This window comes from Psychrobacter sp. K31L, assembly GCF_017942195.1.
GTDB classification, from domain to species: Bacteria; Pseudomonadota; Gammaproteobacteria; order Pseudomonadales; family Moraxellaceae; genus Psychrobacter; species Psychrobacter glaciei.
Genome location: NZ_JAGKSC010000001.1, coordinates 324,991 through 348,498, shown reverse-complemented (window position 1 = coordinate 348,498; position 23,508 = coordinate 324,991). Strand labels below are relative to the sequence as shown.

Below are 23,508 nucleotides of genomic sequence, written 5' to 3'. Positions count from 1 at the left end.
CTGCTGATATCAATTTTTCTCGCTTGCTGTGCCTGCGCAGACAGAGGCTACAAAAAATTGATGTCAGTAGTGCATGATGTATCGATATTGCTTTTCACTGACTATACAATTAATACGCTGTAAATAAGGTTGCTCCATGCTCGCACTCATTATTTTTATCGTGACTTTGGTTTTGGTGATATGGCAGCCTAAAGGATTGGGCATTGGTTGGAGCGCAATGGGCGGTGCATTGGTCGCCTTGGCTTTCGGTGTGGTGCAGTTATCCGATGTCGGTGTGGTATGGGACATCGTTTGGGATGCGACTTTTACCTTTGTGGCGCTTATTATTATCTCGCTTATCTTAGATAAAGCAGGATTTTTTGGTTGGGCGGCTCTACATGTGGCCAGACTTGGTAAGGGGCAAGGGCGCTTGTTGTTTCCCATGATTGTGATATTGGGCGCGTTTATTTCAGCCTTCTTTGCCAATGATGGTGCAGCACTACTCCTGACACCGATTGTCATTGCTATCTTGCTACGGCTTAAGTTCTCACCGCCATCCGCTTTGGCTTTTATCATCGCGACTGGCTTCATTGCTGACACCGCCAGCCTGCCTTTAATTACGTCTAATTTGGTCAATATCGTCAGCGCCAATTATTTTGATATTGGCTTTGGATGTTATGCGGCGGTCATGGTGCCGGTAAACATCGTCTCTGTCATCGCGACATTAGCAGTGCTATGGGTGGTATATGCACGTCAAATCCCAAAACACTATGCCATTGCCAATCTTAGCGCGCCAATGTCTGCTATCGAAGATCCGTTAGTTTTTAGAGCGGCTTTTCCGCTATTGGCATTATTACTGGTTGCTTATTTTGCAACGGAGTCCTTGGGATTGCCTATTTCACTCGTCACCGGAGTCGCCGCGCTACTGCTAATGGCTATCGCAGGTCGCTGGTGGCAAGGTGGTCAAGGTGCTGTCATTTCTGTGTCTGACATTGTACGTAAAGCGCCTTGGCAAATCGTGTTGTTTTCAATCGGTATGTATTTGGTCGTTTATGGTTTGGGTAATGCAGGGTTAACCGCTTACGGTGCTCATGTTTTAACTTGGTTAGGGAAGCAAGGCAATCTCATAGCAACATTAGGGACTGGGTTTCTTTCCGCTATTGTGGCTTCAGTCATGAACAATATGCCATCTACTCTCGTAGGCGCATTAGCGATTGATAGCGCGCAAGTACCTGCCGCTACTCGTGAGCTGATGATTTATGCCAATGTGATTGGCAATGACTTGGGTCCAAAATTTACGCCTATTGGAAGTCTGGCAACCTTATTGTGGCTGCATGTATTGGCAGAAAAAGATTATAAAATAAGCTGGGGGCAGTATATGAAAATCGGGCTAATTATTACACCGCCAGTATTATTAGCCACGCTGCTAGCCTTGGTATTTTGGTTGCCACATTTATCTCGATTGTAAAAGATTGACGTGATATCTTGCTATCAGAACCGGCTATACGCTGACATCCATTAAAGTCATCGGTTATAATAGCCGCGCATTTTACCTCTTTTGCCATTTACTTTTTTAAAACGATACGTTTATTTTACCAAGGATTTATGATGAGTGATCAGCAAGCACAGAAGCAAGCCGCCGCCAAAGCAGCGCTAAGCTATATCGAAGACGGTATGATACTTGGGGTAGGCACAGGTAGTACGGTCAACTGTTTGATTGAGCTATTGCCGCAGTTAAAGCTTGCTGGCGCGGTTGCCAGCTCACAAGTGACTGAAGATAAGCTTCGTGCACTTGGCATTGAAATAGTCGATTTGAACTTTGCTGGTACGCTAGATGTTTATATTGATGGTGCTGATGAAGTCAATGAGCACTTGCAATTGATCAAAGGTGGCGGCGGGGCACTCACGCGTGAAAAAATCGTCGCGGCGGCATCTAATAAATTTATATGTATGGTCGATGAGAGTAAGAGTGTCGAAATACTAGGCCGCGCGTTCCCAGTACCGATCGAAGTATTACCACAAGCACGCTCGTATGTGGCGCGGCAGCTAGCTCGTCTGGGCGGCGATCCTGTTTACCGTGATGATTTTGTCACCGATTATGGCAATGTCATTTTAGATACGTATGACTTAGATGTGAGCAATCCAATAGCGCTTGAGAAAGAGCTGAACAATATCGTTGGTGTGGTTTGTAATGGTATCTTTGCCGCCAATCAAGCGGATATTTTACTAAAAGCGGGTAGTGATGGGGTAATCACACTTACTCGTTAAAATTTCTTGATCATAATGTACCGAATTGAGAGCAAAAAACAAAAAGGCAAATCACTGTAGATGTGATTTGCCTTTTTGTTTTTTGCTCGTTGATAAATAGCTTATCGCTATATTTCTTAGATTTTGATCTTATCTTTTAGCAAAAATTCCATCAATGCTTTTTGGGCATGTAAGCGGTTTTCGGCTTCGTCCCAAACGACAGAGCGGGGATCATTGAGCATATCATGGGAAATCTCTTCGCCGCGATGGGCTGGCAAGCAGTGCATAAACACCACTTCAGGATCAGCTTTGTCCAATAGAGAAGGTGTCACTTGATAAGGCGCGAAACGACGCGCGCGCGTGTTTTGCTCTGACTCTTGCCCCATACTTGCCCACACGTCGGTGACGATTAAATTAGCGTCTTTTGCCGCATCTTGCACGTTTTCTACTAGACTGACGCAATGTGAAAAGCGTTCCATAAGTTTCGGATCAGGCTCAAACCCATAAGGCGCTGCCACACGTAACTCAAAGCCAAACTGATTGGCAGCTTGCATAAATGATGAGCACATATTGTTGCCATCACCAACCCATGTCACGATTTTGTTTTCGATACTACCGCGATGCTCATAGTAGGTCTGCATATCTGCCAGTAATTGGCAGGGATGATATTCATCGGTTAACGCATTGATAATAGGCACACTGGAGTATTCAGCAAAAGTCTCAACTTTTTCGTGCCCAAAGGTACGAATCATGATGATATCAACCATGCTAGAGATCACACGTGCTGAATCTTCTAACGGCTCACCGCGACCTAGCTGTGTGTCGTTCGGTGATAAAAATATGGCATTGCCACCAAATTGACCCATGCCAGTCTCAAACGAGATGCGCGTACGAGTGGAGGACTTTTCAAATATCATGCCAAGCGTACGACCCACAAAAGGCTGATATATCTCGCCTGCGTGTTGCATCTTACGCAGCTCGCTTGCGCGTTTGATTAGGTTTTCTAGTTCTTGTTTGGTTAAATCAGATAAGGTCAAAAAATGGCGCAAACTCATAGTAATCCTAGCAGTCGATCGCAGTCAGTGAAACGTCATCAGTGTTCAATAGCATCGCGTCAGTGCGTATGCGGGGTTGACAACAAACTTTTAGTATAGCGTATTTACTTTCAATGTAAACGGGCAATTTTATCAAGATTCAATGGCTCACCAAATCCGTTAAAACAGAGTAGTCAGCCGTTAAATCCTGATAGGTTTCGATGACTACGCCAGTACACGGTTTGGACGTATGCTGAGGCGGCACAGTAGCTCGTAGCTAATCGTACCCGCATGTCCTGCGACTTCATCGACGCGCGGCGCATCGCCCCAAAGAACCACTTTGCTATCTATGGCTAGACTCTCGGGTGCGCTACTGATATCAACGACTATCATATCCATTGCCACACGTCCGATTACGGGGCAACGGTAGCTTTGACGGCTATTAGCATCGATGACAGTGACATAAGCGTCGTCACTGATCACACGCGGATAGCCGTCTCCATAGCCTACACTTACTAAGGCCGTTCTAGTGTCTTGCTGAGCTTGCCAGCGACTACCATAACCGATAGCATCATTGGCACTGACAGTCTGTAGCGCGATGATTTGAGCACTAAAATCCATCGCTGCTTGCAAGTCTAATTCCTGTGCGCTTTGGTCAGTAACAGGGGAGCTACCATATAAGATGATGCCTGGACGTACCCAATCATAATGGTGCTCTGGAAAATTAACGATACCAGCAGAATTGCATAATGAGCCTTTGATATCTGGGCTAATAGTACTTTGTAAAGTCGATAATACGTCTGAGAAACGCTGAATTTGCATCGCATTTAATGGGTGGTCGTGGTCATCAGCATTGGCAAAATGCGTGGCTAGTATTAGCCGATAGCCTGCTTCATGTAAACGCTGGGCTGCTGATAATACGCCTTCAGCATTGAAACCCAAACGGTTCATACCCGTATTGTATTTAAGCCAAGCCACTCTAGTTGCACTGCCAGTTGGCGGAATGTTTTGCAGGGCCCATTCTAGCTGTGGTCCGTGGTGAATCACGCAGCTAATCTCATGATCAATCGCTTGTTGCCATTCATCAGCGGTAAACGCACCTTCTACCAATCCTATGGTTTTATTCCACCCCAATTTTCTGGCTTCTAGCGCTTCAGTTAAGGTGGCGACACCAATGCCATCTGCTTGCTGTAATGCTGGCAAGACTGCCGCCACGCCATGCCCGTAAGCATTGGATTTGACCATAGCCAACACTTTAGATTGGGGAGCACGTTGTTTTACTTGATTGAGGTTATGGGTAATGGCTTTTGGTTTTATAGTAATGGTGCGCATAATCGCCTTCTTTATGAGTAGAATTATGAAGTTATAAAGCCAGTACTACATCGATTGGATTGATGCGATACTGGCTATTTTCTAAAAAATTATTTGTTAATTGATGATCGAGCCTCTACGTCTTTATCAAACTTAAACTTTATAAGATTGGTTATTCATCATTTTCAAAGCTGGCATTTTGATAGTACTCTGGAGTTAGGTTGATAAAGCGGGTAAATTGTCCCTCAAAGCCTAACCGTAGCGTACCGATAGGGCCGTTACGTTGTTTACCGATGATAATTTCAGCCACACCTTTATGGTCTGAGTTTTCATTATAGACCTCATCACGATAGATAAACATAATCAAATCGGCATCCTGCTCAATCGCACCCGATTCACGCAAATCCGACATGATAGGACGTTTGTTGGGGCGGTTCTCTAGACTGCGGTTAAGCTGCGATAATGCAATGACGGGACATTCAAGCTCACGTGCCAGTGCTTTTAGACTACGAGAAATCTCAGAAATCTCGCCCACACGGTTGCCATCGAGATTGGGTACTTTCATCAACTGTAGATAATCGACCACGATAGCACCAAGCTTGCCATCATGGTTTTTGGCGATACGGCGACAACGTGAACGCATCTCAGACGGTGGCAGGGCAGTACTGTCATCGATATACAAGTGTTTTGATTGCAGATGTTGAATGGCGTTCATCATTTTTGCCCATTCATCTTCATTCATTTGCCCCGAACGCAAGTGCGTCTGATTGATTGCGCCCCACGATGACAGCAAGCGCATGACAATAGACTCTGCGGGCATCTCCATCGAAAACACCACAACTGGTAAATCTTCGTTAAATAAAATCCCTTCTGCCAAGTTCATGGCAAAGGTGGTTTTACCCATAGAGGGACGTGCAGCGACAATGATTAAATCGCCTGCTTGCAGCCCCTGCGTTTTATTGTTCAATTCAGCGAATGGCGTCTGCAACCCAATCATGCCGTCGGGATTGGATTTAAGCTCTTGAATTTTATCGATGACATTGGTCAGCACAGAGGTGATGCCCACAGGGCCACGTTGTTCGGCACGTTTATTGTGCTGCTCATTGATACTAAATATTTTGCCCTCGACACTGTCCAAAATATCACTAACACTTTGGCTTTTAGGATTATAGGCAAGCGCTAGCATCTCATTGCCAGTAGTGATCAGTTGGCGTAGAGTAGATAGCTCACGTACACGCTGAGCGTAAGCGGTGAGGTTAAATAAAGTGGCGGGACTTTGGCTCAAAATATCTGCTAAGTAACTGTCACCACCTGCACCTTTGAGTAACTTCTGCGCTTCTAGCCAGTCGTGTACCATGACCGTATCATAAGGTTCATTGACGGCTGCCAAATGGGCAATGGCATCAAAAATATATTGATGTCGTCCAGCGTAGAAGTCATCTTTTGTGACGATATCGGCAATCTTGTCGTACGCCTCTTCGATACTCATCAAAGACGCAAGCAAAGCCTTTTCAATATCGATATTGTGCGGCGGAGTTTGATTGAGTAAGTCGTCGGTTTTTTCAGTATCTGCCATGAGTGCCTAATGAGTTAAAAATCGGTATAAGAATGTGAGTTGGTCATGTAGCAAAACAAGTCAGGCATACTCTATGGTAAAAATACCAGAATATAAGAAGTTCTAAAACGCAAAAAGTAATAAAAGGCGGTCTTGCGCTTGCTTGTAAATGCTACAATCAGAGGCGAAAGTTTAACACATTATGTGCTTTTTTTAGACGAGATAAATAACTAAATCCGTAGCTATAGAAATTCCTAGACTGTGAAACAGAATATAACGCCCAGATACAGAATATGATAAGTTTAATTATAAATAGAATAAAATCAATTACTTAATTTAAAATAAGGTCATTGTTATGACGAATAAAAGACTGCCGCTGCTTATTACAACAGGTGAGCCTGCTGGTATTGGTATGGACGTCGTACTGCTATTAGCGGCTGAAGGCAAGTTGCAAGATTTTGAACGTCCCATTTGGGTTACGGCAGATAGCACTGCTATGCAAAAGCGCGCAGATACACTTGTAATGGCAGGCGTAATCGAAAGCTGTCCAGCTTGGCAAACGATGGATGTAAACATAGAAGCTGATGATTTTTTAAGTCAACTATCACAGCAAACTTTGAACAGGGATAGTGCTTTTATTCTGTTGAATACGCCTTGTACTGCGCCAGTCGTTTGCGGACAAATTAATATCAGTAATTCAGCGATGGTCGCCAAGCAATTAGCGGTTGCCCATCAGTTGGCAACCAACAAAACAGTTGCTGCTATCGTCACAGGACCATTGCAAAAATCTGCCTTGATAGATGCTGGTATAAAATTGCTCGATGGCACGATGTTTAGCGGTCATACTGAGTTTTTTATGCAGCAAAGTGGCTGTGAGAAAGTCGTCATGATGCTTGCTAATCAAGCCATGAAAGTGGCGCTTGTCACCACGCATCTGGCACTAAAAGATATTCCTGCCGCCATCACTGCTGACAATGTCCGCCAAACAGTACAAATCGTCATCGATGATATGCGAGAGAAGTTTGGCTTAATGCAGCCACGCATTTTGGTTTGTGGTCTTAATCCTCATGCAGGCGAGGGTGGGCATTTGGGCATCGAGGAAATTGAGATTATCAATCCGGTATTACAAGCGTTTATTGATGCAGGCGTCAATATATCAACGGCGATGCCAGCGGATACGTTATTTACCCCAAGACATTTAGCAAACTGTGATGCAGTGATTGCTATGTATCATGACCAAGGGTTGCCGGTGCTAAAATCGCATGGCTTTGGTGATACGGTCAACCTAACTTTGGGATTGCCTTACATTCGTACCTCGGTCGATCATGGTACGGCGCTTGATTTAGCGGGACGTGGAGGTGCAAGTGCCACTAGCTTATACCAAGCATTATTGATGGCAAATGAGATGGCGGATAAATCGCTTATTAATAGACCTCTTGTATAAAACTGGTGCCTTAGCGAGAATTGTCACGCAGTATTGGGTCACTTTAGTGCCAGCAATGCCTATCTGTCTATGCATCATCAAAAACACTCTAATATAAGTGGTTCCATTATAGCGGTCTATTTTAAGTGGTCTGTTAATAGGTTTAAAGGGTGAAATGACTGGTTCCCTTGGGGTATACCCTAACAGGACTAGCTGTTTTCTGGACAGGTACGATAAAGAGGAAGTGAGTGTATGATGAATATATTTCATATGCATTCGGAAGGCGAAAAATGCCTTATGTTTTATCTGAGATTGATGTGCCACTGCAAACTATCTTGAGCTGGAAAAAACGATGATTCAAACCGTTATCCATTATTTTCTACATTTCGGTATGCCGTTGATTATCGCCTATACATTTTTTCGTAATGACTATAAACGCGTATATTTGATCTTGTTAGCAACTATGCTAGTGGATCTAGATCACCTACTAGCCACACCTATTTTCTCGCCCAATCGATGCAGTATTAACTTTCATCCACTCCATACTTATTATGCGATGGCAGTATATGCAGCTATGTTGTTTTTACCTAAGCCGTATAAAATAATTGGTTTGGGATTATTACTGCATATTCTCACTGATTTGAACGACTGCGTAATGACCTATCTGAATTGCCCACAGTGTTTGAATGACGCTCCTGCTCGTGAGTTGGTGGAATGGTTAGTCAGAGCTACAAGCACTTGATGCAGCTATAAGAATATCGTCTAGTATTTATCCTACCAATCGACTCTCTCATAACTTCTAGTAGCAGCATCTATGCCCTTGCTATCCAATTTTAAATAAACCTAGCAGCAGACCTAATGTGTTCTACCACTAGAATTTATTTAGAGTGTTGCTACACATTTGATAAAACAATTCAGTTTCTAAGTAGGCAACAGTAAGATCGCACTAACCACTACTGTTTTCACATCGTTTTAATACTGCTGTAATCGCCACGGGTACGCAGAATAACTTCAACATCTGAATCGCCACGATTGCGCCAAAACCAGCCGTGATTGCCTGTAAATGCGGCTTCTAAAACCCCTTCATCAGCGGCAACGCCGCGACCTTTCTCATAACTAATAGCCTTGCCTAATGCATCGCCATGAGTATCAAAGTTGACCTCACCGCCTGTCACGACCCAAGAGTATTCAGTCTTGGCACCTGAATCCATTTTCATTTTAATCTCTATTCCTTCCCCTGGCGTCAAGGTAAAGGGAGTTTCATCGCGCCATTCACCACTTGCGATGGCAGTATCAGCGGGTGTGGCACTCATTGCTTGCTCAGTCACACCATCTATATTTGGTGTTTCAGACGTCATTGTGTCAGTTGCTAGTAAACCCGCTGCATCGGCGGCAGCTTCATCTGCCAATTGCTGCTTAACTTGTCCCATTTCTGTCAATTGAAGAACACTACCAATCCCAGTTGGATCAATACCATACTCAGCGGGAAGAACCACCGTAAATAAGAGAACGACTGCTGCGATGCCAGCTAAAATAGTAGATTTGACGAGCTGCTTTGAAGTGGGAAGTTCAGCTTGTAAAGGAGTATCACTGTTATACATATTAAAAACCCTTGAATTAAGAAGACATTAAATAGCCAGTGAGCTGCATGCCCACTAAAATAAATCCTGCGCTCATCATAGCCACGTTGGCGGTATAGGCGTTACGGATGAAACTTAGCGTACGACGCCAATAGCTCATGCCAATTAATATGATGGCTAGAGCCAGTAGCTGCCCAATCTCCACACCGACGTTAAAGGCGAGTAAGTTAGGGAGTAGACCGTCAGGCAACATCTCATATTCAAGGAGCTTAGTAGATAACCCAAAGCCGTGGAAAAGACCAAAGACAAGCACCGCTATTTTAGTATTTGGCTGAAACCCAAACCATCTCTGGAAGGCACCAATATTGTCTAACGCTTTGTAAACGACAGAGAGACCAATAATCGCATCGATCAGGTAACTATTCATACCGATGTTGAAGTACACGCCTAAAATCATCGTGGCGGAGTGACCTAATGCAAATAGGCTCACATAGACACCAATATGCTTCATACGGTAAAGAAAGAAGATGACCCCGAAGAGAAACAGGATATGGTCATATCCCGTAATCATGTGCTTAGCGCCTAAGTACATGAAGGGCAGAATATTGACTCCTGAAATCTCCTGAATATACCCTTTATCCCCTGCGGTTACCGCATGAGCAAGCGCTTCATTGCTACCAGTAACAAGACAAATAAGCAGTATTGAGAGTACTAACAGACGGGTCTGCCAAGTCGCCCATGGCGATCTTGGAAGCCTATTGTAGACATGGCTATACATTAAGAATCCTATAGTGTAAGAGTGATGAATACGTGTATGTGCTTTTTAGAAAAAACTCTAAAATTATGAAAATTTTAAATGCAAATCGAATACTTAAGGAGTAAGATACTATCCCCTAGGGGGGGATAATGTCAACCATAAAATCTCAAGTCTTGTGAGGTATAATGGCGCTCTCTAGAGAAAGGACACTGTCATTATGAAAAAACCACACGTACACGCATCTCATCCAGCCGTAATCACACGCCTCAAAAAAGCGAATGGTCATTTAAGCAGCACGATAGAGATGTTGGTTGAGGGTCGAACCTGTCTTGATATAGCGCAGCAACTGCAAGCGGTAGAAAATGCCATTCATCAAGCTAAAAAAGTGTTAATTCAAGACCATTTAGATCATTGCCTTGAAGACTTATTAGGGGCTGTTGACAAAGATCAGCAGGACTCTATAGAGGAGTTCAAGGAAATAACTCGTTACTTATAAGATCAACCGACTGATCTAAAGAGACACTCCATGCTTAGTATCTTTGCAAACCGAACTTATCGCCATTTATTTGCCGCGCAAGTGATTGCCCTGATTGGTACTGGTCTAGCTACGGTGGCGCTAGGCCTTTTGGCATTTGATTTGGCAGGCAATAATGCTGGGGTCGTCATGGGAACGGCATTGGCCATCAAAATGATTGCCTATGTTGGCGTGGCACCCATTGCAGCGGCCTTTGCCGAACGGTTGCCTAAACGCACGCTGCTAGTGACACTAGATGTGATACGAGCCGGTGTCGCCCTGCTTTTACCATTTGTTTCCCAAATCTGGGAGGTTTATGTGTTGATCTTTGTATTGCAAGCCGCCTCAGCAGCTTTCACGCCTACTTTTCAGGCCACTATTCCTGATGTTCTGCCTAATGAAGCGGATTACACCAAAGCTTTGTCGCTCTCACGCCTTGCTTACGATATGGAAAGTCTAGTCAGTCCCATGTTAGCGGCAGCATTGCTGACAGTAATGAGCTTTCACAATCTATTTACGGGAACAGTACTGGGATTTTTAGCGTCTGCCATATTGGTCGTATCGGTCACGCTACCAGCGCATGCAATGCCCGCGCGCCGTAGCATTTATGATAGAACCACGCGCGGCATTCGTATCTATTTAGCGACCCCTCGACTGCGCGGATTACTCGCTGTTAATGTTGCCGTTTCTGCCGCTGCGTCTATGGTCTTTGTAAATACCGTGGTGATTATCCAAGGTGGTATGGGACTCACTCAGAGTGCAGTCGCATTAGCATTGGCGAGCTTTGGCGCAGGTTCTATGATTGCGGCACTGGCTTTGCCAAGTTTATTGGGTAAGCTGACAGATCGCAGCGTCATGTTAAGCGGTGTAGGGTTGCTTGTGGTGGGTATGTTCGCTGGTACCTTGATGATGGGACAAAACTCGCTTATGGCCTTATGGTTCGTGCTAGGTTTGGGTTATTCTGCTGCTCTGACACCTGCTGGACGCTTGCTATGGCGATCCTCACATCAGGAAGATCGTCCTGCATTGTTTGCTGCTCAGTTTGCTTTGTCTCACGTCAGTTGGTTAGTGTTCTATCCATTAGCGGGTTGGTTAGGTGCGCGCTACAGTATGACCGTAGCTTTTGCGGTATTAGGCGGTGCTGCTGCACTAGCGGTATGGGCGGCTTTTAGAGTATGGCCGTCTATTGATTTAAAAGAGATTGAGCACGAACATGCCAATCTACCAGAAGGTCATGTTCATGCTACAGGATCTCCTACACCTAACGGCTTACGCCATACCCATCCTTTCATAGTTGATGACTATCATCCGCGTTGGCCAAGCTCTGGTTCTTGATATAGATCCTGTACATGGGGGTTCGCTATTTTATAATAAAAAGTACACTGCTATGTACACTGAGCTACTATAAATGACTTTGACTACTGATATAAATAGCCTACAGCCTACAGCCTACAGCCTACAGCCTACAGCCTACAGCCTACAGCCTACAGCCTACAGCCTAGTGTTCAAGTCCTCACTAGGAAACCATGCTTATTTCTATATCGTCATAGAGGTGAAATAACATGACAACATTTAATATGAATAAACCAGAAATAGAGCAAGCTGCTATTGAGTTTAAAACGGTGCTGATAAATTGGAAATCAAGAGAAGGTATTATAGGGGCTTTCTCTACATATCGTGATCAATAGACAGACGAAGATGTGAGTAAAGCTGTAAGTAAGGAAACACAAGTTATTAAACCAGTATTAGAAGCCTTCGAGCCTGTATACCGTCTAGCTATACAGGGTAAAATAGAGAAACCTTTTTCCTTTCAAAGTTATATGATGACTTATGTTGGTAGAGTACTGGGCGATGAGTTGTCATGGCCTGAAGTTCGCGAGCCGTATCAGAGAATGATTAATAGTTTGAAAGGTGGGTTAACTACAGAAGAGCTCATAGACAGTATTTACTACAGAAATAATTTATTACCAGAGCATTATGATCAAGCGGTTAAGGAAATTGTAGCAGAGGGTTGGACTCATAATTACCCACAATAATTACTAAGAATGTTTTTCAATAAAAACCGCGAGACCATCCCAGCTTAATCTAAAGATTAAGCTGACCTTTCACATTAATAACTTTTATCTTATTCCCATAACGGGTCTTATGACAAATGATTATGAGGATAAAAAGTCTCGGGTCGGTTGCGCTAAGGTGTGAGTAACTTATCGATAAAACGTCTCAAAAACACAGCCTAATTATGAGCTGTGGTATAATTTGCCATTATAATACCAGCATATTGCTGCCATAGCCCATTTCTCTTTTATACATTAAGACTCTTTTATGTCCAAAACTTCGTTTGATGCCCAAACCATTTCCAATAGCCTACGGGCTGCCAAACACCAACCGCGTAAACGCTTTGGTCAAAACTTCTTACATGACCGCAGTGTTATCCGTGAGATTGTTGAGAGCATTCGCTTAGAGCGCGATGACAATTTAATCGAGATTGGCCCAGGTATGGGTGCGCTGACTGAGCCGTTATTGGCAGAAGTGGATGCGATGACGGTCGTAGAGCTGGATCGTGATTTGGCGGATAGCCTGCGTATTCGTATCGGTGCCAATAGCCATCCAAATTTTGAAATTATCAAAGACAATGCTATGCATGTCGATTATCGTGAGTTGTATAGCGACGAGCGCGGTAAGCTACGCGTGGTGGGTAACTTGCCATATAATATTTCTACGCCGATACTTTTTCATTTGCTCAGTTATGCCGATGTGATTCAAGACATGCACTTTATGTTGCAAAAAGAAGTCGTCGAGCGTATTACTGCTGACGTTGGCAGCAAGACGTATGGTCGCTTGTCGGTCATTATGCAATACCACTGTGATACGGATTATTTATTAACTGTGCCACGTGGCGCATTCAATCCGCCACCAAAAGTCACCAGCGCTGTATTTCGCCTGACGCCGCATATCAACAAACCTATCGTCGCAGAAGACGAAGAGTATTTTGCGATTGTGGTACGCGAAACCTTCAACCATCGTCGCAAGACCCTACGTGCTATTTTTAAAAAATCAACCTTGTTGCCGACGTTGAGCGAGGATGACTTTGCCGCTTGTGGTATTGATCCACAAGCACGCCCTGAAGTCTTGAGTGTGAAAGATTTTGTCAATTTGAGCAATCAGGCAGGCAAAGTAGCAGATTAATTCATCATCCAAAAATAGTTATCTAGGGTGTGTCCTCATTTCAAAAATGGTGATAAAAATGAGATAAATTGCAGTCAAACAAGGAAAATAGCGCAGATAATATCGGGATATTAACCAGCTATTTAACGATGTTTGGCAAAATTTAGCCATTTTTAGCCCGTTTAGATATGATCAATTGAATTGAGGACACGCCCTAGATATGAATAAAAATCATCGTATAAAAGTCATCACATAAAAGATAGAGGATTTATGAGTTTTCGCCACCAGTACGTCATCGGTGATCTGCAAGGTTGTTATGCGGCGTATCTTCATCTACTCGAAACATTGGATTTTGACCCTACTCAAGATAAATTGTGGTTTGCAGGTGACTTAGTGGCACGCGGCGAAGACTCACTGAATACGTTGCGCGATGTCAAGGCGCTCTGTGAGCAAGGCGCGGCTGCTACGGTGTTGGGTAATCATGATATTAACCTGATCGCTGTTTGGCGCGGTGCCGCTAAAATTAAGAAAAAAGACAAGACCGCACCAATTTTTGCTGCCGATGATTGTGATGAGCTATTACATTGGTTACGTCAGCAGCCGATACTGGCTTATCCTGATGCCAATACCGTACTGGTACATGCTGGCATCCCGCCGCATTGGACTATTGAAGCAGCAGCGGACTATGCCCAGCAGTTAGAGGCGCAATTACGAGGCAGCTTAAAGCAGCTTGATCGGTTGTTGCCACACTTATATAGCAAGACGGCCGATGATTGGCATACAGGTATCAACGGCTTTACCAAAATGCGCGCGATTGCCAACTACTTTACCCGTATGCGCTTATGCAAGCAGGATGGCACGCTCGAATTTAGTTTTACGGCAAGCTTAGATGATTCGATGCCAAAGGATTTTTTGCCGTGGTTTGAGTGGCAAGTGCCGCGCAAGCGTAAGATACTATTTGGTCATTGGGCAGCGTTAAAAGGTGAGGTTGATCTGCCACATGCGCGCGCTTTGGATGGCGGCTGTGTTTGGGGAAATCATTTATTAGCCTATCGATTGGGTGATGAAGCGGTAATAACGTCAAGTGCGCATTGTCATCCGCCATAATTATGGCAGCTCATTAACTGAAGCGTGTCATCAAAACCACCAAAACTGCCCATTTAACTGGGCAGATTGGGTGGTTTTTTCGGTTTTGGCAGTGGGGTTTTGGCATCGCCAGCACCTTTGCTATCAGAGTCAGTATTGTCTGCCTCATCGCGGCTTATGTCATTACTACTAGTCGCAAAGCTATCAAGCGTATTAGTGCTTCTATCATATTGAATATCATCGGTGTACGGCACACTATTGAGGTTGTCATCCATCAGACCATCATCGAGATCGATCACTTGTTTGGCCATGGTTGGATGGACGGTGCTATACGCTTCACGACTAGTCATCTCAGGATCAAAACTACTGTCTGATGTTTGATTGTCATACTGTATGTCAGTCACTGCTGGATCATTTTTCATACTGCCTTGCATGGATTTGGGCAATATTTTTACGTCCGATAAGCGGCGCACAACGTAATTAGCAGGTATAGGCTTGCCACCTTTTTGCCCTGAAGTATCATCAAATATCATACGACCTTGGCTATCGATGCGCGCATATTTCATCGGTTTGTCGCGTGGCCAAAAAAAGTCAGATGGGTGACTGATAATATGACCAAAAACCAATTTGGTGAGACGTCCCCATTCAAAGAAGCGCACTTCTTTTGAGCGTAGCGCGACGAACAAGGCGAGGGAAAAGCTGACCATCAAGTTGACGATACCGATAAGAGCAACACCAAGAATGGACAGTAAGATGACGTTCCAGCTTATATCATCAGCGGACATGTTAAACAGTCCATGTGCCAAGTTGGCTGAAGCAAAAGCAATGTGGCGAATATCAATTGGTAAGCCGAAGATAAAGCCGATGGTGGCAGTGCTGCCTAAAAACACCCCGAATAAAAAGTTGCCCATGATGGCACCCAAGTTCGCTTCTACAAAGCCGCCAAAGCGCTGTAGCCATGATTTAGGCAGTAGAATTTTGAGCAACTTATGCCGCTGTATACGTGCGCCCACATGGTTATAAACTGCTAAGTTGTCGTAATAACCAGCGATCAGACCCGATAAAAATAAATAGACACCAGCAATGGCAGCGTGGGGAAGGGCGAGCGAGCGAAAAGGATCAAGATCATGTAGGAGATGCCCAGCCTTCTCAGTATCAATCATCGGCGTGCCTGTATATTGCAGCCAAGCAAAAGAGATGATAAGAGCGACCGGTACCGCTAGCATTACATTACCCATGATAGCGACAAACTGGGTACGTAAAATATCGACCACCAATTCTGACAGCTTGGTTAGCTGATGAGACTTCTTGCCAGAGCCATCTGATATAGTGGAGGCAATAGCCGCCGCCGTCATGGCAGGCTGCTTGGTAGCAACGGTACCGCGAATGACATGGATAAAGACAAAACCCAAGCCATAAATCATACTGTTGATAAAGGCGCGTCCCATTGGTGCGAGGGCTAAATGATAAGCCAATATCTTGGTGGTCGCCATAAAAGCAATGATAAAGCCACCGATAGAGGCCTTTTTAAACATTTTCTGATAACCAGATTTATCGGTGCTAATATAATGCTCACCGACACGGCTCGCGTTTTCAGTCACTTTGCGCGAGAGCAGTTTGGTATTATTATCAATCAAATAGCCGATACTATAGCGACGATTGGCAGTGGTAATCAGCGTTTGTATCAGTTCAATGACGGCCAGATCACGCTTGTTATAATCATCAGTCACCAGTTCAGTCAAGATACGCATACGCTGCAAGCTTTGGTCGAGGCGCAGCATCATATTGGTCAGTCGAATAGAAATACCCGTCTTATAAATACGTTTGCGAACCGTGGCAACGATATCTTCGCATTGCTCAATCATGACAAGCAACGGCGCTGGATCGACAGCTTTTTCGGGGGTGATATCAGTCAAAGTATCAAGCTCATGCGCCTGCCTATATTGATTGACAAATAAGACCGCTTCTTGATTTTGTGCCACAAAAGAGGCTGAGTAGTTCAGCATTTGCGGGTAAGAATCCATCAAGTCAGGATGCAAGCCAAGACCGCTGATGCGATAAGATAAAATGATAATCGCGTTTAAAATACTGTTTTTCGCCGTGGCGACTAGATCTAAGTGTTCTTCTTTGACTCTCAATAATTCAACCAGCTCATCCCATTTTTCTTTGTCGATATTGGCCAACCAACGCTCATCAGAACGCTTATTAAATAGGTAACCAACCAACTCAACCACGGAGTCCTCTTGCGGTAGTATTGGCAAAAGTCGATGGCCAACTAAACGACGCAAACTATTAAAAAATCCCTGATCCGACATAATGCCAGTATCGGTATAGAGTGCAATTTGCCGGTACTGGATAATAAGCTTTAGTACAAAACTGGCAAGGCCGTCGCCATATTCTGGATGCTGACGAATGACATCAATGAGGTTCTGAATGTTATCATTGGCCAAGACAGGCTCTTTTTCAGTGACCCGTAGCTCATCTATTAAGCGTTTTAGTACCGCAGGATCAGGTACATCACTTAGCGCCGTAATCTGCTGTAAAATGCGTTTTAATTCTGGCACGTCGCATCCTTTATCATGGTGGTTTCAACCGTTTTTATTGTTAGATTTTGAATATTATTATCTGGTATACAATATAGGTTATGACTAAAAGCTTGGTAATACTATGAAGTAACTTAAGCGATAGTTTGCTTTGCGTTATTCTAATCGGAACGATGCATCGATAGTTAATTATTTTGTTAGCAGTTATTTAAAAAATATTTTTGGCAAAAAAAGGGACAGTAGCGATACTGTCCCTTTTGTCATGATATTTTAATTATTAAACATCGCTGATTAGTTAGCAGGTACATCAAAGTAGTCAAGATCAAAGTTCATCATAGGATCGCTACCTGCTTGCACCATTTGCGCATGCGCATCGATACGTGGCAATACACGACCAACGAAGTAGTCAGCAAGCTTGGCTTTGTTCGTGTAGAACTCGCCTTCTTGACCGTCAGCAGCTTCAACCATCAACGCAAACATATACGAGTAGCACAGGTAGCCAAAGGCATGCATGTAGTCAACGGCACAGCCATTGATTTCATTTTTACGTTCGCCAATGTTGCTAAGCACAGTTTTAGTCAATGCTTCAATCGTATCAGCAGCATCCAGTGTGGCTTGTTTGATGCCATGGTTGGCTTGCATATTGTTTACAAAATCACGAATTTCACCTAAGAAATGAGTGACATACTTGCCGTTATTGCGCGCCACTTTACGACCTAGTAGGTCAAGGGCTTGAATGCCATTGGTGCCTTCATAAATCTGGGCAATGCGCGTATCACGAACGATTTGTTCCATACCCCATTCGCGGATATAGCCGTGACCACCAAATACTTGCTGACAATCAATAGTGGCTTCTAATGCTTTGTCAGTCAAAAATGCTTTGGCAACTGGCGTGAGTAGAGCAACGCGAGCGGAAGCCGCTTTGGCTGCTTCTGGATCGGTACTAAACTTTTCTTCATCAAGGTTCTTGGCAACATACATGGCAAAGCAACGTGACGCTTCAGTATTGGTCTTAGCATTTAACAACATGCGGCGTACATCGGCATGATGGATAATCGCATCCGCAGGTTTTTCTGGGCTTTGCAACTGGGTATCACTACGACCTTGACCACGGTCATTGGCATAAAGTGCCGCATTTTGATAGGCAAGCTCAGCACCACCAAGGCCTTGTAGACCCATAGTGACACGCTCATAGTTCATCATAATGAACATAGAAGACAGGCCTGTGTTTTCGGCACCTACCATCCAGCCTTTGGCACTATCAAAGTTCATCACACAAGTAGCAGATGCTTTGATACCCATTTTGTGTTCGATAGAACCGACAGCCAATGTATTGCGTTCACCCAAGCTGCCATCTTCATTGACCAAGAATTTTGGTACAACAAATAGCGAAATGCCTTTTGAGCCTTCTGGTGCATTGGGTGTTTTTGCCAATACTAAATGAATAATGTTTTCAGTTAGATCGTGCTCACCGCCCGTGATAAAAATCTTAGTACCAGAGATGTCATAGCTGCCATCATCGTTAGGTACGGCTTTGGTCTTGATGATACCTAAGTCAGTACCCGCATGTGGCTCTGTTAAGCACATAGTGCCAGCCCATTCGCCGTTGTACATTTTTTCTAGATAGGTTTGCTTTTGCTCTTCAGAGGCTGCTGCGTTTAGACAAAGCGTTGCGCCTACAGTCAAGTTAGGGTAAAGGGCAAACGATTGGTTAGCGGTAAAAACCATCTCTTCGGTGAGCATGGTCACCATTTTTGGAAAGCCTTGACCACCGTATTCAGAGTTACCGCTTAAGCCAACCCAGCCTGACTCAGCATATTGCTTATATGCTTCTTTAAAGCCTGTTGGGGTAGTGACAACGCCATCACCCTGAAAAGTAGCGCCTTCTTCATCGCCACTACGGTTGATGGGCAGCAGAACGTTTTTGGTCAGTTTTGCCATTTCTTCTAAAATCATATCGACAGTGTCCATGTCAACATGAGCCAAATTATCGTTGTTTTGCCAAAATGCATTTGCATTAAAAACATCATTTAAGATGAAGCGCATGTCATTAAGAGGGGCATTATAAACAGCCATCAGCAGTCCTTTAGTTCAAATGAATAAAAATTAAATACATTAAGATTATCGGTTGTTCTTTTTGAGTTAACCTTAATGGCTAATAGCTAAAGTTTAGCAAATTAGAGGCTTAGCTTGTGTATTTCTTCGTGAATTGTGCGTGCACCAAAAGTTAGTAGCGACTATTGTGATGCTGAAATACATCTCAAGTGTTAAAGCCACCATTGACGCATGGTGCTAACAAGATGAACAGCGCTACAAAATAAATCGGCAACATACTGTGGTATGTTGCCGATCATGTATCTTAGCTAATTTACAAAGTCTTTAATTAAAAGGCAAACTGCTCAACATCCATACTCATGTACGGCTCAACACCAGTGCTGATGCGCTCTACGTGTGTGGTGGTACGTGGAAGTAATTTGGCAAAATAGAACTGAGCCGTCTTGATTTTAGCATCATAGAACGCAGGCTCGCTGCTGCCATCAGCAATAGCGGTTTGTGCTACAAGTGCCATACGTGCCCATAAATAAGCCAAAGTCACGTAACCACTGAAATACATGTAATCAACCGCTGCACCGCCTACTGCTTCAGGGCTTTCAGTGGCTTGCATGCCAATGCGCGCTGTTAAATCGCCCCATTCTTTTAGATGCTTGACCAGTGGACGGATAAATTGACCCATCTCATCATTTTCTTTGTTTTCATCACAGAAGTCTTGGATGACTTTGACAAAGTTTGCAAGCAGTTTGCCTTGTGAACCCAATACTTTACGACCCAATAGATCAAGTGCTTGGATTTCAGTCGTACCTTCGTATAGACAAGCGATACGCGTATCACGCACGTTTTGCTCCATACCCCATTCGCTGACAAAACCGTGACCACCATAAACTTGTATACCGTGGTTGGCAGCTTCTAGACCAGTCTCGGTCAAAAATGCTTTGGCAATAGGCGTCAACAATGACAGCATTTGATCAGCAAATTTAAGCTCTTCGCCTTCACCTTTTGCGACAGTATCCGCAAAATGTGAGAGATAATAGACCAATGCACGGCCACCTTCAGCAAAGGCTTTTTCGGTCAATAGCATGTTGCGAACCGCTGGATGTACAATGATCGGGTCAGCTACTTTTTCTGGTGCTTTGGTACCTGACAAAGAGCGCATGGCCAAACGATCTTTGGCATAAGTCAATGAGCCTTGGAATGCGTACTCTGCTGCAGTCAAGCCCTGAACAGCAGTACCGATACGGGCAACGTTCATAAAGGTGAACATGCACTGTAGGCCGCGGTTTTCTGGGCCAATTAGGTAACCTGTTGCGCCATCAAAGTTGATGACACAAGTGGCAGAGGCTTTAATGCCCATTTTATGCTCGATAGAGCCACAAACGACATTGTTGCTTTCGCCAACGCTACCATCTTCTTGAACCGTCATTTTAGGAACGATAAACAATGAGATGCCTTTTGTGCCAGCAGGTGCGCCTGGTAAACGCGCCAATACAATGTGAATAATATTGTCGGTTAAATCATGCTCACCAGCTGAGATGAAGATTTTTTGACCAGTAATGCTATAGCTACCATCTTCTTTTGGCTCAGCTTTGGTACGGATAATACCCAAGTCAGAACCAGCGTGTGCTTCGGTCAAACACATCGTACCTGACCATTCACCGCTGATCATTTTTTCTAAATAGATGTTTTTCTGCTCATCAGTACCATGATGCTCAATGGTTTGGATAGCGCCATGCGATAGGCCAGGGTACATTGAGAATGACCAGTTAGCCGTACCAACCATCTCATTGATGACCGTTGATAATGAAAACGGCATGTTTTGACCACCAAACGCTTCTTCAGCAGATAAAGCAGGGAAGCCAAGCTCACAATACGCTTTATAGGCTTCTTTAAAGCCTTTTGGTGTCGTTACTTTGCCGTTATCAAACTTGCAGCCTTCCGCATCGCCGCTTTGATTCAATGGTGACAGCTCATTTTCAGCAAAGCTTGCAGCCATTTCAAACAAGCTATCCATTAGCTCGCGGTCTGCTTCTTGAAATGCAGGTAGCGTTTTGTAATGGCTTTCGCTATCGAGCAGCTCATGCATAACGAATTGAATATCACGTAAAGGTGCTTTGTATTGCATAACTTCCTGTCCTTTTTGTAATGCAATCAATAATAGCTGGTCGTCCTATGACAGCGCTAGGGTTTAGCGCATGATGCAGGATTGACTATATCCAGATGGTCTGTTGAAGTCGCAGACCTATCTAAGGTATCGATTGCATAAAATAGTATTGAAAAGAATGGTGATTGTTAGAGTCAGTTTGATATTTAGTAAGCTCTAACAAATTCACTATAAAAGATAGGCTTTCATAGGCGATTATACAAGTTTGGTAACAGCACTGATAAGTCATGAACCTACCTTGCATCCGTTATGCAATCGACGTTAGGCGAAAAAAATAATGATAATGATCGACTAAAAAATGATTGGCTGATTCTCGATTAAAATACTGATTAGTCAGTTGCAATTAAAAACTGAGTCTTATCATTTAGACAAATATTGCTGCGTTAACATTTCAGTTGCGATATCAGCAGTCACGGGTTTGCTAAACCAATAGCCTTGTCCATATTTACAACCCATGTCTAACAGTAAATCGCGTTGTTGCTTGGTTTCGATACCCTCAGCGATGACCTGCATATCAAGCGCCACCGCTAACTCTAAAATAGCCTTGACGATCGCATATTGGGTACGATCCATTTCAATCTTAGAGATAAAACTTTTATCGATTTTGATAAAGTCAAAAGGATACTCTTGTAGATAGCTTAAAGAGGCATAACCCGTACCAAAATCATCCAGCGCTAAACAAATCCCCAACTCTTTCAGTAAGTTGAGCTGTTTCTTGACATTAGCATGGCGCTGTATTAATGAGGACTCTGTGACTTCGATATGCAATTGATGGGCATGGATGTCGTGCTGCACAAATAAGTTGCTCACCATCTCAAAGAAATCAGGATGGCTAAATTCAGCAGCATCGGCGTTGATACAAATATGTTGATCAAAGCCAAGTTTTTGCCAAATAGACAACTGTTCCGCAATTTGAGTCGCCATTTGTGAGAACAGCTCAAATGACAGTTTGTGCGTGATGATGGCATTCATAAAGTGGACAGGTTTTAGCAGCCCGCGAGTGGGATGCTGCCAGCGTACCAGCGCCTCAAAGCCAGTAATAGCCCCAGTATCTAAGGAAAATTTCGGTTGATAATAGGGTACAAACTGAACATCATTGGTGGCAGCTCTAAGCTCTGCTTCCAACTGTAAACTATTGGCAGTCGCTTCATCGATGGTCTTGTTGTACCAACAGATGTCGTCACCACCTTGCTGTTTAACATACTGTAGGGCTTTTTCAGCTTTGGTCAACAGCCCTATCATTTCGTGATCATTTTCAGGGAAAAAACTGACCCCAACTGAGATATGACAATAAATGGTTGTATCTTCTGCTGGCTCATTATTGACGAAAAAAGGGTGCTCACACATTTGCATCAAGAGGTCTAACTGATTACGTACGGAATTGGCATCAGTGCATTCAAATAATAAGGCAAAGTCATCACCACCAAAGTGTGAAAAACAATGCAAATTTTCGAGCTTTAGGGTTTTGATCCGTAGTACGAAGCTTTCTATGAGAGTATTAATACCGTCGGGGCCGAGTAGGCTTGCGAGGTTACGATAACGATCAATGTTGAGGCGTACAATCACGACTTCTTGATAACTCTCTAACAATAGCTCACTGGTTTGACTCAAAAAAACCTTGCGGTTGGGCAACCCTGTTAGTTGATCGTAATTGAGTAGATGAGTCATTTGTTTTCTATCTTTCACGACCGATGACATATCGCGAACCACACCGATATAATAACCCGTTTCTCCCACGTAGATGCTTCGGTAAGTGACATGGCAATTCAGAACTTGTCCATAGCGAGTCGCCATCGAAAAATCGATTTCATGAAATCCTTCGCTGTCTAATGCTTTGGTAAGATCATTTAAAATAGCTTGCTCTTCTTTTGATAAGAATTCAGCCGCATATATACCAAGTGGTCGCCCCAGCAAAAAAGATTCACTGTAACCAATCATAATTTCGTAAATAGCATTGACCGATAGATAACGAAAGTTTGCGTCTAAAATAAAGATAGCGTCTTCATATTGCTCACATAATTGTGTCAGCAGTTGCTGCTTATCTGAGAGCGGTAGGGTGGTAAAAGTAGTCATAATTGGACTCACTAAGTCAACGTCA

The 23,508-nt window shown here is 43.8% G+C and carries 19 protein-coding genes; 10 read left to right on the top strand and 9 right to left on the bottom strand.

The features are described 5' to 3' along the window. Positions 1–136 precede the first annotated feature (136 nt). Positions 137–1,447, top strand: coding sequence for an arsenic transporter (locus J5X94_RS01350; RefSeq protein WP_210539514.1), 1,311 nt, complete (start codon positions 137–139; stop codon positions 1,445–1,447). Positions 1,448–1,587: 140 nt separating this feature from the next. Next, on the top strand, positions 1,588–2,247 hold the full coding sequence (rpiA, locus tag J5X94_RS01345; protein WP_010198424.1) for a ribose-5-phosphate isomerase RpiA: 660 nt from the start codon (positions 1,588–1,590) through the stop codon (positions 2,245–2,247). Positions 2,248–2,363: 116 nt separating this feature from the next. Here rpiA and argF read toward each other — a convergent pair whose 3' ends face one another. The 3 genes from argF to dnaB all read right to left on the bottom strand — a co-directional run bounded on the left by argF (position 2,364) and on the right by dnaB (position 6,147). Next, positions 2,364–3,281: an ornithine carbamoyltransferase gene (argF, locus tag J5X94_RS01340; protein WP_210539512.1), complete on the bottom strand. Its 918-nt coding sequence runs from the start codon at positions 3,279–3,281 to the stop codon at positions 2,364–2,366. Positions 3,282–3,485: 204 nt separating this feature from the next. Continuing rightward, a complete protein-coding gene (alr, locus tag J5X94_RS01335; RefSeq protein ID WP_210539511.1) occupies positions 3,486–4,592 on the bottom strand; it encodes an alanine racemase in 1,107 nt (368 codons plus the stop codon). Positions 4,593–4,743: 151 nt separating this feature from the next. Next, a complete protein-coding gene (gene dnaB / locus J5X94_RS01330; protein ID WP_010198448.1) occupies positions 4,744–6,147 on the bottom strand; it encodes a replicative DNA helicase in 1,404 nt (467 codons plus the stop codon). Between the two features lie 334 nt (positions 6,148–6,481). On the opposite strand from dnaB, the gene pdxA reads away from it, so the two are divergent. Both pdxA and J5X94_RS13855 read left to right on the top strand, forming a co-directional pair. Next, the gene (pdxA, locus tag J5X94_RS01325; protein ID WP_210539509.1) at positions 6,482–7,570 is read left to right on the top strand and encodes a 4-hydroxythreonine-4-phosphate dehydrogenase PdxA; all 1,089 of its coding nucleotides are present in this window, start codon (positions 6,482–6,484) and stop codon (positions 7,568–7,570) included. Between the two features lie 331 nt (positions 7,571–7,901). Continuing rightward, a complete protein-coding gene (locus tag J5X94_RS13855) occupies positions 7,902–8,291 on the top strand; it encodes a DUF6122 family protein (RefSeq protein WP_227669830.1) in 390 nt (129 codons plus the stop codon). 220 nt (positions 8,292–8,511) lie between these two features. On the opposite strand, the gene J5X94_RS01320 is transcribed toward J5X94_RS13855, so the two are convergent. Both J5X94_RS01320 and J5X94_RS01315 read right to left on the bottom strand, forming a co-directional pair. After that, entirely contained in the window at positions 8,512–9,150 is a 639-nt protein-coding gene (locus J5X94_RS01320; RefSeq protein WP_189581738.1) for a transmembrane anchor protein, read from the bottom strand. 16 nt (positions 9,151–9,166) lie between these two features. Next, on the bottom strand, positions 9,167–9,907 hold the full coding sequence (locus J5X94_RS01315; protein WP_194618631.1) for a HupE/UreJ family protein: 741 nt from the start codon (positions 9,905–9,907) through the stop codon (positions 9,167–9,169). Between the two features lie 196 nt (positions 9,908–10,103). Between J5X94_RS01315 and J5X94_RS01310 the strand changes: the two genes are divergently transcribed. The 6 genes from J5X94_RS01310 to J5X94_RS01290 all read left to right on the top strand — a co-directional run bounded on the left by J5X94_RS01310 (position 10,104) and on the right by J5X94_RS01290 (position 14,672). Next, on the top strand, positions 10,104–10,382 hold the full coding sequence (locus J5X94_RS01310; protein WP_189581756.1) for a metal-sensing transcriptional repressor: 279 nt from the start codon (positions 10,104–10,106) through the stop codon (positions 10,380–10,382). A 30-nt stretch (positions 10,383–10,412) separates the two neighbouring features. Then, positions 10,413–11,735 (top strand): MFS transporter, encoded by a 1,323-nt coding sequence (locus tag J5X94_RS01305; protein WP_189581759.1) that lies wholly within the window; start codon positions 10,413–10,415, stop codon positions 11,733–11,735. Between the two features lie 227 nt (positions 11,736–11,962). Further along, positions 11,963–12,088 (top strand): hypothetical protein, encoded by a 126-nt coding sequence (locus J5X94_RS13990; protein WP_265087649.1) that lies wholly within the window; start codon positions 11,963–11,965, stop codon positions 12,086–12,088. A gap of 12 nt (positions 12,089–12,100) precedes the next feature. Next, positions 12,101–12,436, top strand: coding sequence for a hypothetical protein (locus tag J5X94_RS01300; RefSeq protein ID WP_227669829.1), 336 nt, complete (start codon positions 12,101–12,103; stop codon positions 12,434–12,436). Between the two features lie 286 nt (positions 12,437–12,722). After that, positions 12,723–13,586, top strand: a complete 864-nt coding sequence (gene rsmA / locus J5X94_RS01295; RefSeq protein ID WP_201593554.1) for a 16S rRNA (adenine(1518)-N(6)/adenine(1519)-N(6))-dimethyltransferase RsmA — start codon at positions 12,723–12,725, stop codon at positions 13,584–13,586. 249 nt (positions 13,587–13,835) lie between these two features. Continuing rightward, positions 13,836–14,672 carry a symmetrical bis(5'-nucleosyl)-tetraphosphatase gene (locus J5X94_RS01290; protein ID WP_194618627.1) on the top strand — a complete coding sequence of 279 codons (837 nt, stop codon included), beginning with the start codon at positions 13,836–13,838 and terminating at the stop codon, positions 14,670–14,672. 53 nt (positions 14,673–14,725) lie between these two features. Here the strand turns inward: J5X94_RS01290 and J5X94_RS01285 are convergent, their stop codons facing one another. The 4 genes from J5X94_RS01285 to J5X94_RS01270 form a co-directional block, all read right to left on the bottom strand. Further along, entirely contained in the window at positions 14,726–17,215 is a 2,490-nt protein-coding gene (locus J5X94_RS01285) for a site-specific recombinase (RefSeq protein WP_210539506.1), read from the bottom strand. 270 nt (positions 17,216–17,485) lie between these two features. After that, entirely contained in the window at positions 17,486–19,270 is a 1,785-nt protein-coding gene (locus tag J5X94_RS01280; RefSeq protein ID WP_189581771.1) for an acyl-CoA dehydrogenase C-terminal domain-containing protein, read from the bottom strand. A gap of 307 nt (positions 19,271–19,577) precedes the next feature. Next, positions 19,578–21,371 carry an acyl-CoA dehydrogenase C-terminal domain-containing protein gene (locus J5X94_RS01275; RefSeq protein ID WP_210539504.1) on the bottom strand — a complete coding sequence of 598 codons (1,794 nt, stop codon included), beginning with the start codon at positions 21,369–21,371 and terminating at the stop codon, positions 19,578–19,580. A 399-nt stretch (positions 21,372–21,770) separates the two neighbouring features. Further along, a complete protein-coding gene (locus J5X94_RS01270; protein WP_210539502.1) occupies positions 21,771–23,483 on the bottom strand; it encodes a putative bifunctional diguanylate cyclase/phosphodiesterase in 1,713 nt (570 codons plus the stop codon). Positions 23,484–23,508 lie beyond the last annotated feature (25 nt).

Excerpts from the sequence above, each read along its gene's own strand:
- J5X94_RS01350 (WP_210539514.1), top strand. The coding sequence starts at position 137 with ATGCTCGCACTCATTATTTTTATCGTGACTTTGGTTTTGGTGATATGG.
- rpiA (WP_010198424.1), top strand. The coding sequence starts at position 1,588 with ATGAGTGATCAGCAAGCACAGAAGCAAGCCGCCGCCAAAGCAGCGCTA.
- argF (WP_210539512.1), bottom strand. The coding sequence starts at position 3,281 with ATGAGTTTGCGCCATTTTTTGACCTTATCTGATTTAACCAAACAAGAA.
- alr (WP_210539511.1), bottom strand. The coding sequence starts at position 4,592 with ATGCGCACCATTACTATAAAACCAAAAGCCATTACCCATAACCTCAAT.
- dnaB (WP_010198448.1), bottom strand. The coding sequence starts at position 6,147 with ATGGCAGATACTGAAAAAACCGACGACTTACTCAATCAAACTCCGCCG.
- pdxA (WP_210539509.1), top strand. The coding sequence starts at position 6,482 with ATGACGAATAAAAGACTGCCGCTGCTTATTACAACAGGTGAGCCTGCT.
- J5X94_RS13855 (WP_227669830.1), top strand. The coding sequence starts at position 7,902 with ATGATTCAAACCGTTATCCATTATTTTCTACATTTCGGTATGCCGTTG.
- J5X94_RS01320 (WP_189581738.1), bottom strand. The coding sequence starts at position 9,150 with ATGTATAACAGTGATACTCCTTTACAAGCTGAACTTCCCACTTCAAAG.
- J5X94_RS01315 (WP_194618631.1), bottom strand. The coding sequence starts at position 9,907 with ATGTATAGCCATGTCTACAATAGGCTTCCAAGATCGCCATGGGCGACT.
- J5X94_RS01310 (WP_189581756.1), top strand. The coding sequence starts at position 10,104 with ATGAAAAAACCACACGTACACGCATCTCATCCAGCCGTAATCACACGC.
- J5X94_RS01305 (WP_189581759.1), top strand. The coding sequence starts at position 10,413 with ATGCTTAGTATCTTTGCAAACCGAACTTATCGCCATTTATTTGCCGCG.
- J5X94_RS13990 (WP_265087649.1), top strand. The coding sequence starts at position 11,963 with ATGACAACATTTAATATGAATAAACCAGAAATAGAGCAAGCTGCTATT.
- rsmA (WP_201593554.1), top strand. The coding sequence starts at position 12,723 with ATGTCCAAAACTTCGTTTGATGCCCAAACCATTTCCAATAGCCTACGG.
- J5X94_RS01290 (WP_194618627.1), top strand. The coding sequence starts at position 13,836 with ATGAGTTTTCGCCACCAGTACGTCATCGGTGATCTGCAAGGTTGTTAT.
- J5X94_RS01280 (WP_189581771.1), bottom strand. The coding sequence starts at position 19,270 with ATGGCTGTTTATAATGCCCCTCTTAATGACATGCGCTTCATCTTAAAT.
- J5X94_RS01275 (WP_210539504.1), bottom strand. The coding sequence starts at position 21,371 with ATGCAATACAAAGCACCTTTACGTGATATTCAATTCGTTATGCATGAG.
- J5X94_RS01270 (WP_210539502.1), bottom strand. The coding sequence starts at position 23,483 with ATGACTACTTTTACCACCCTACCGCTCTCAGATAAGCAGCAACTGCTG.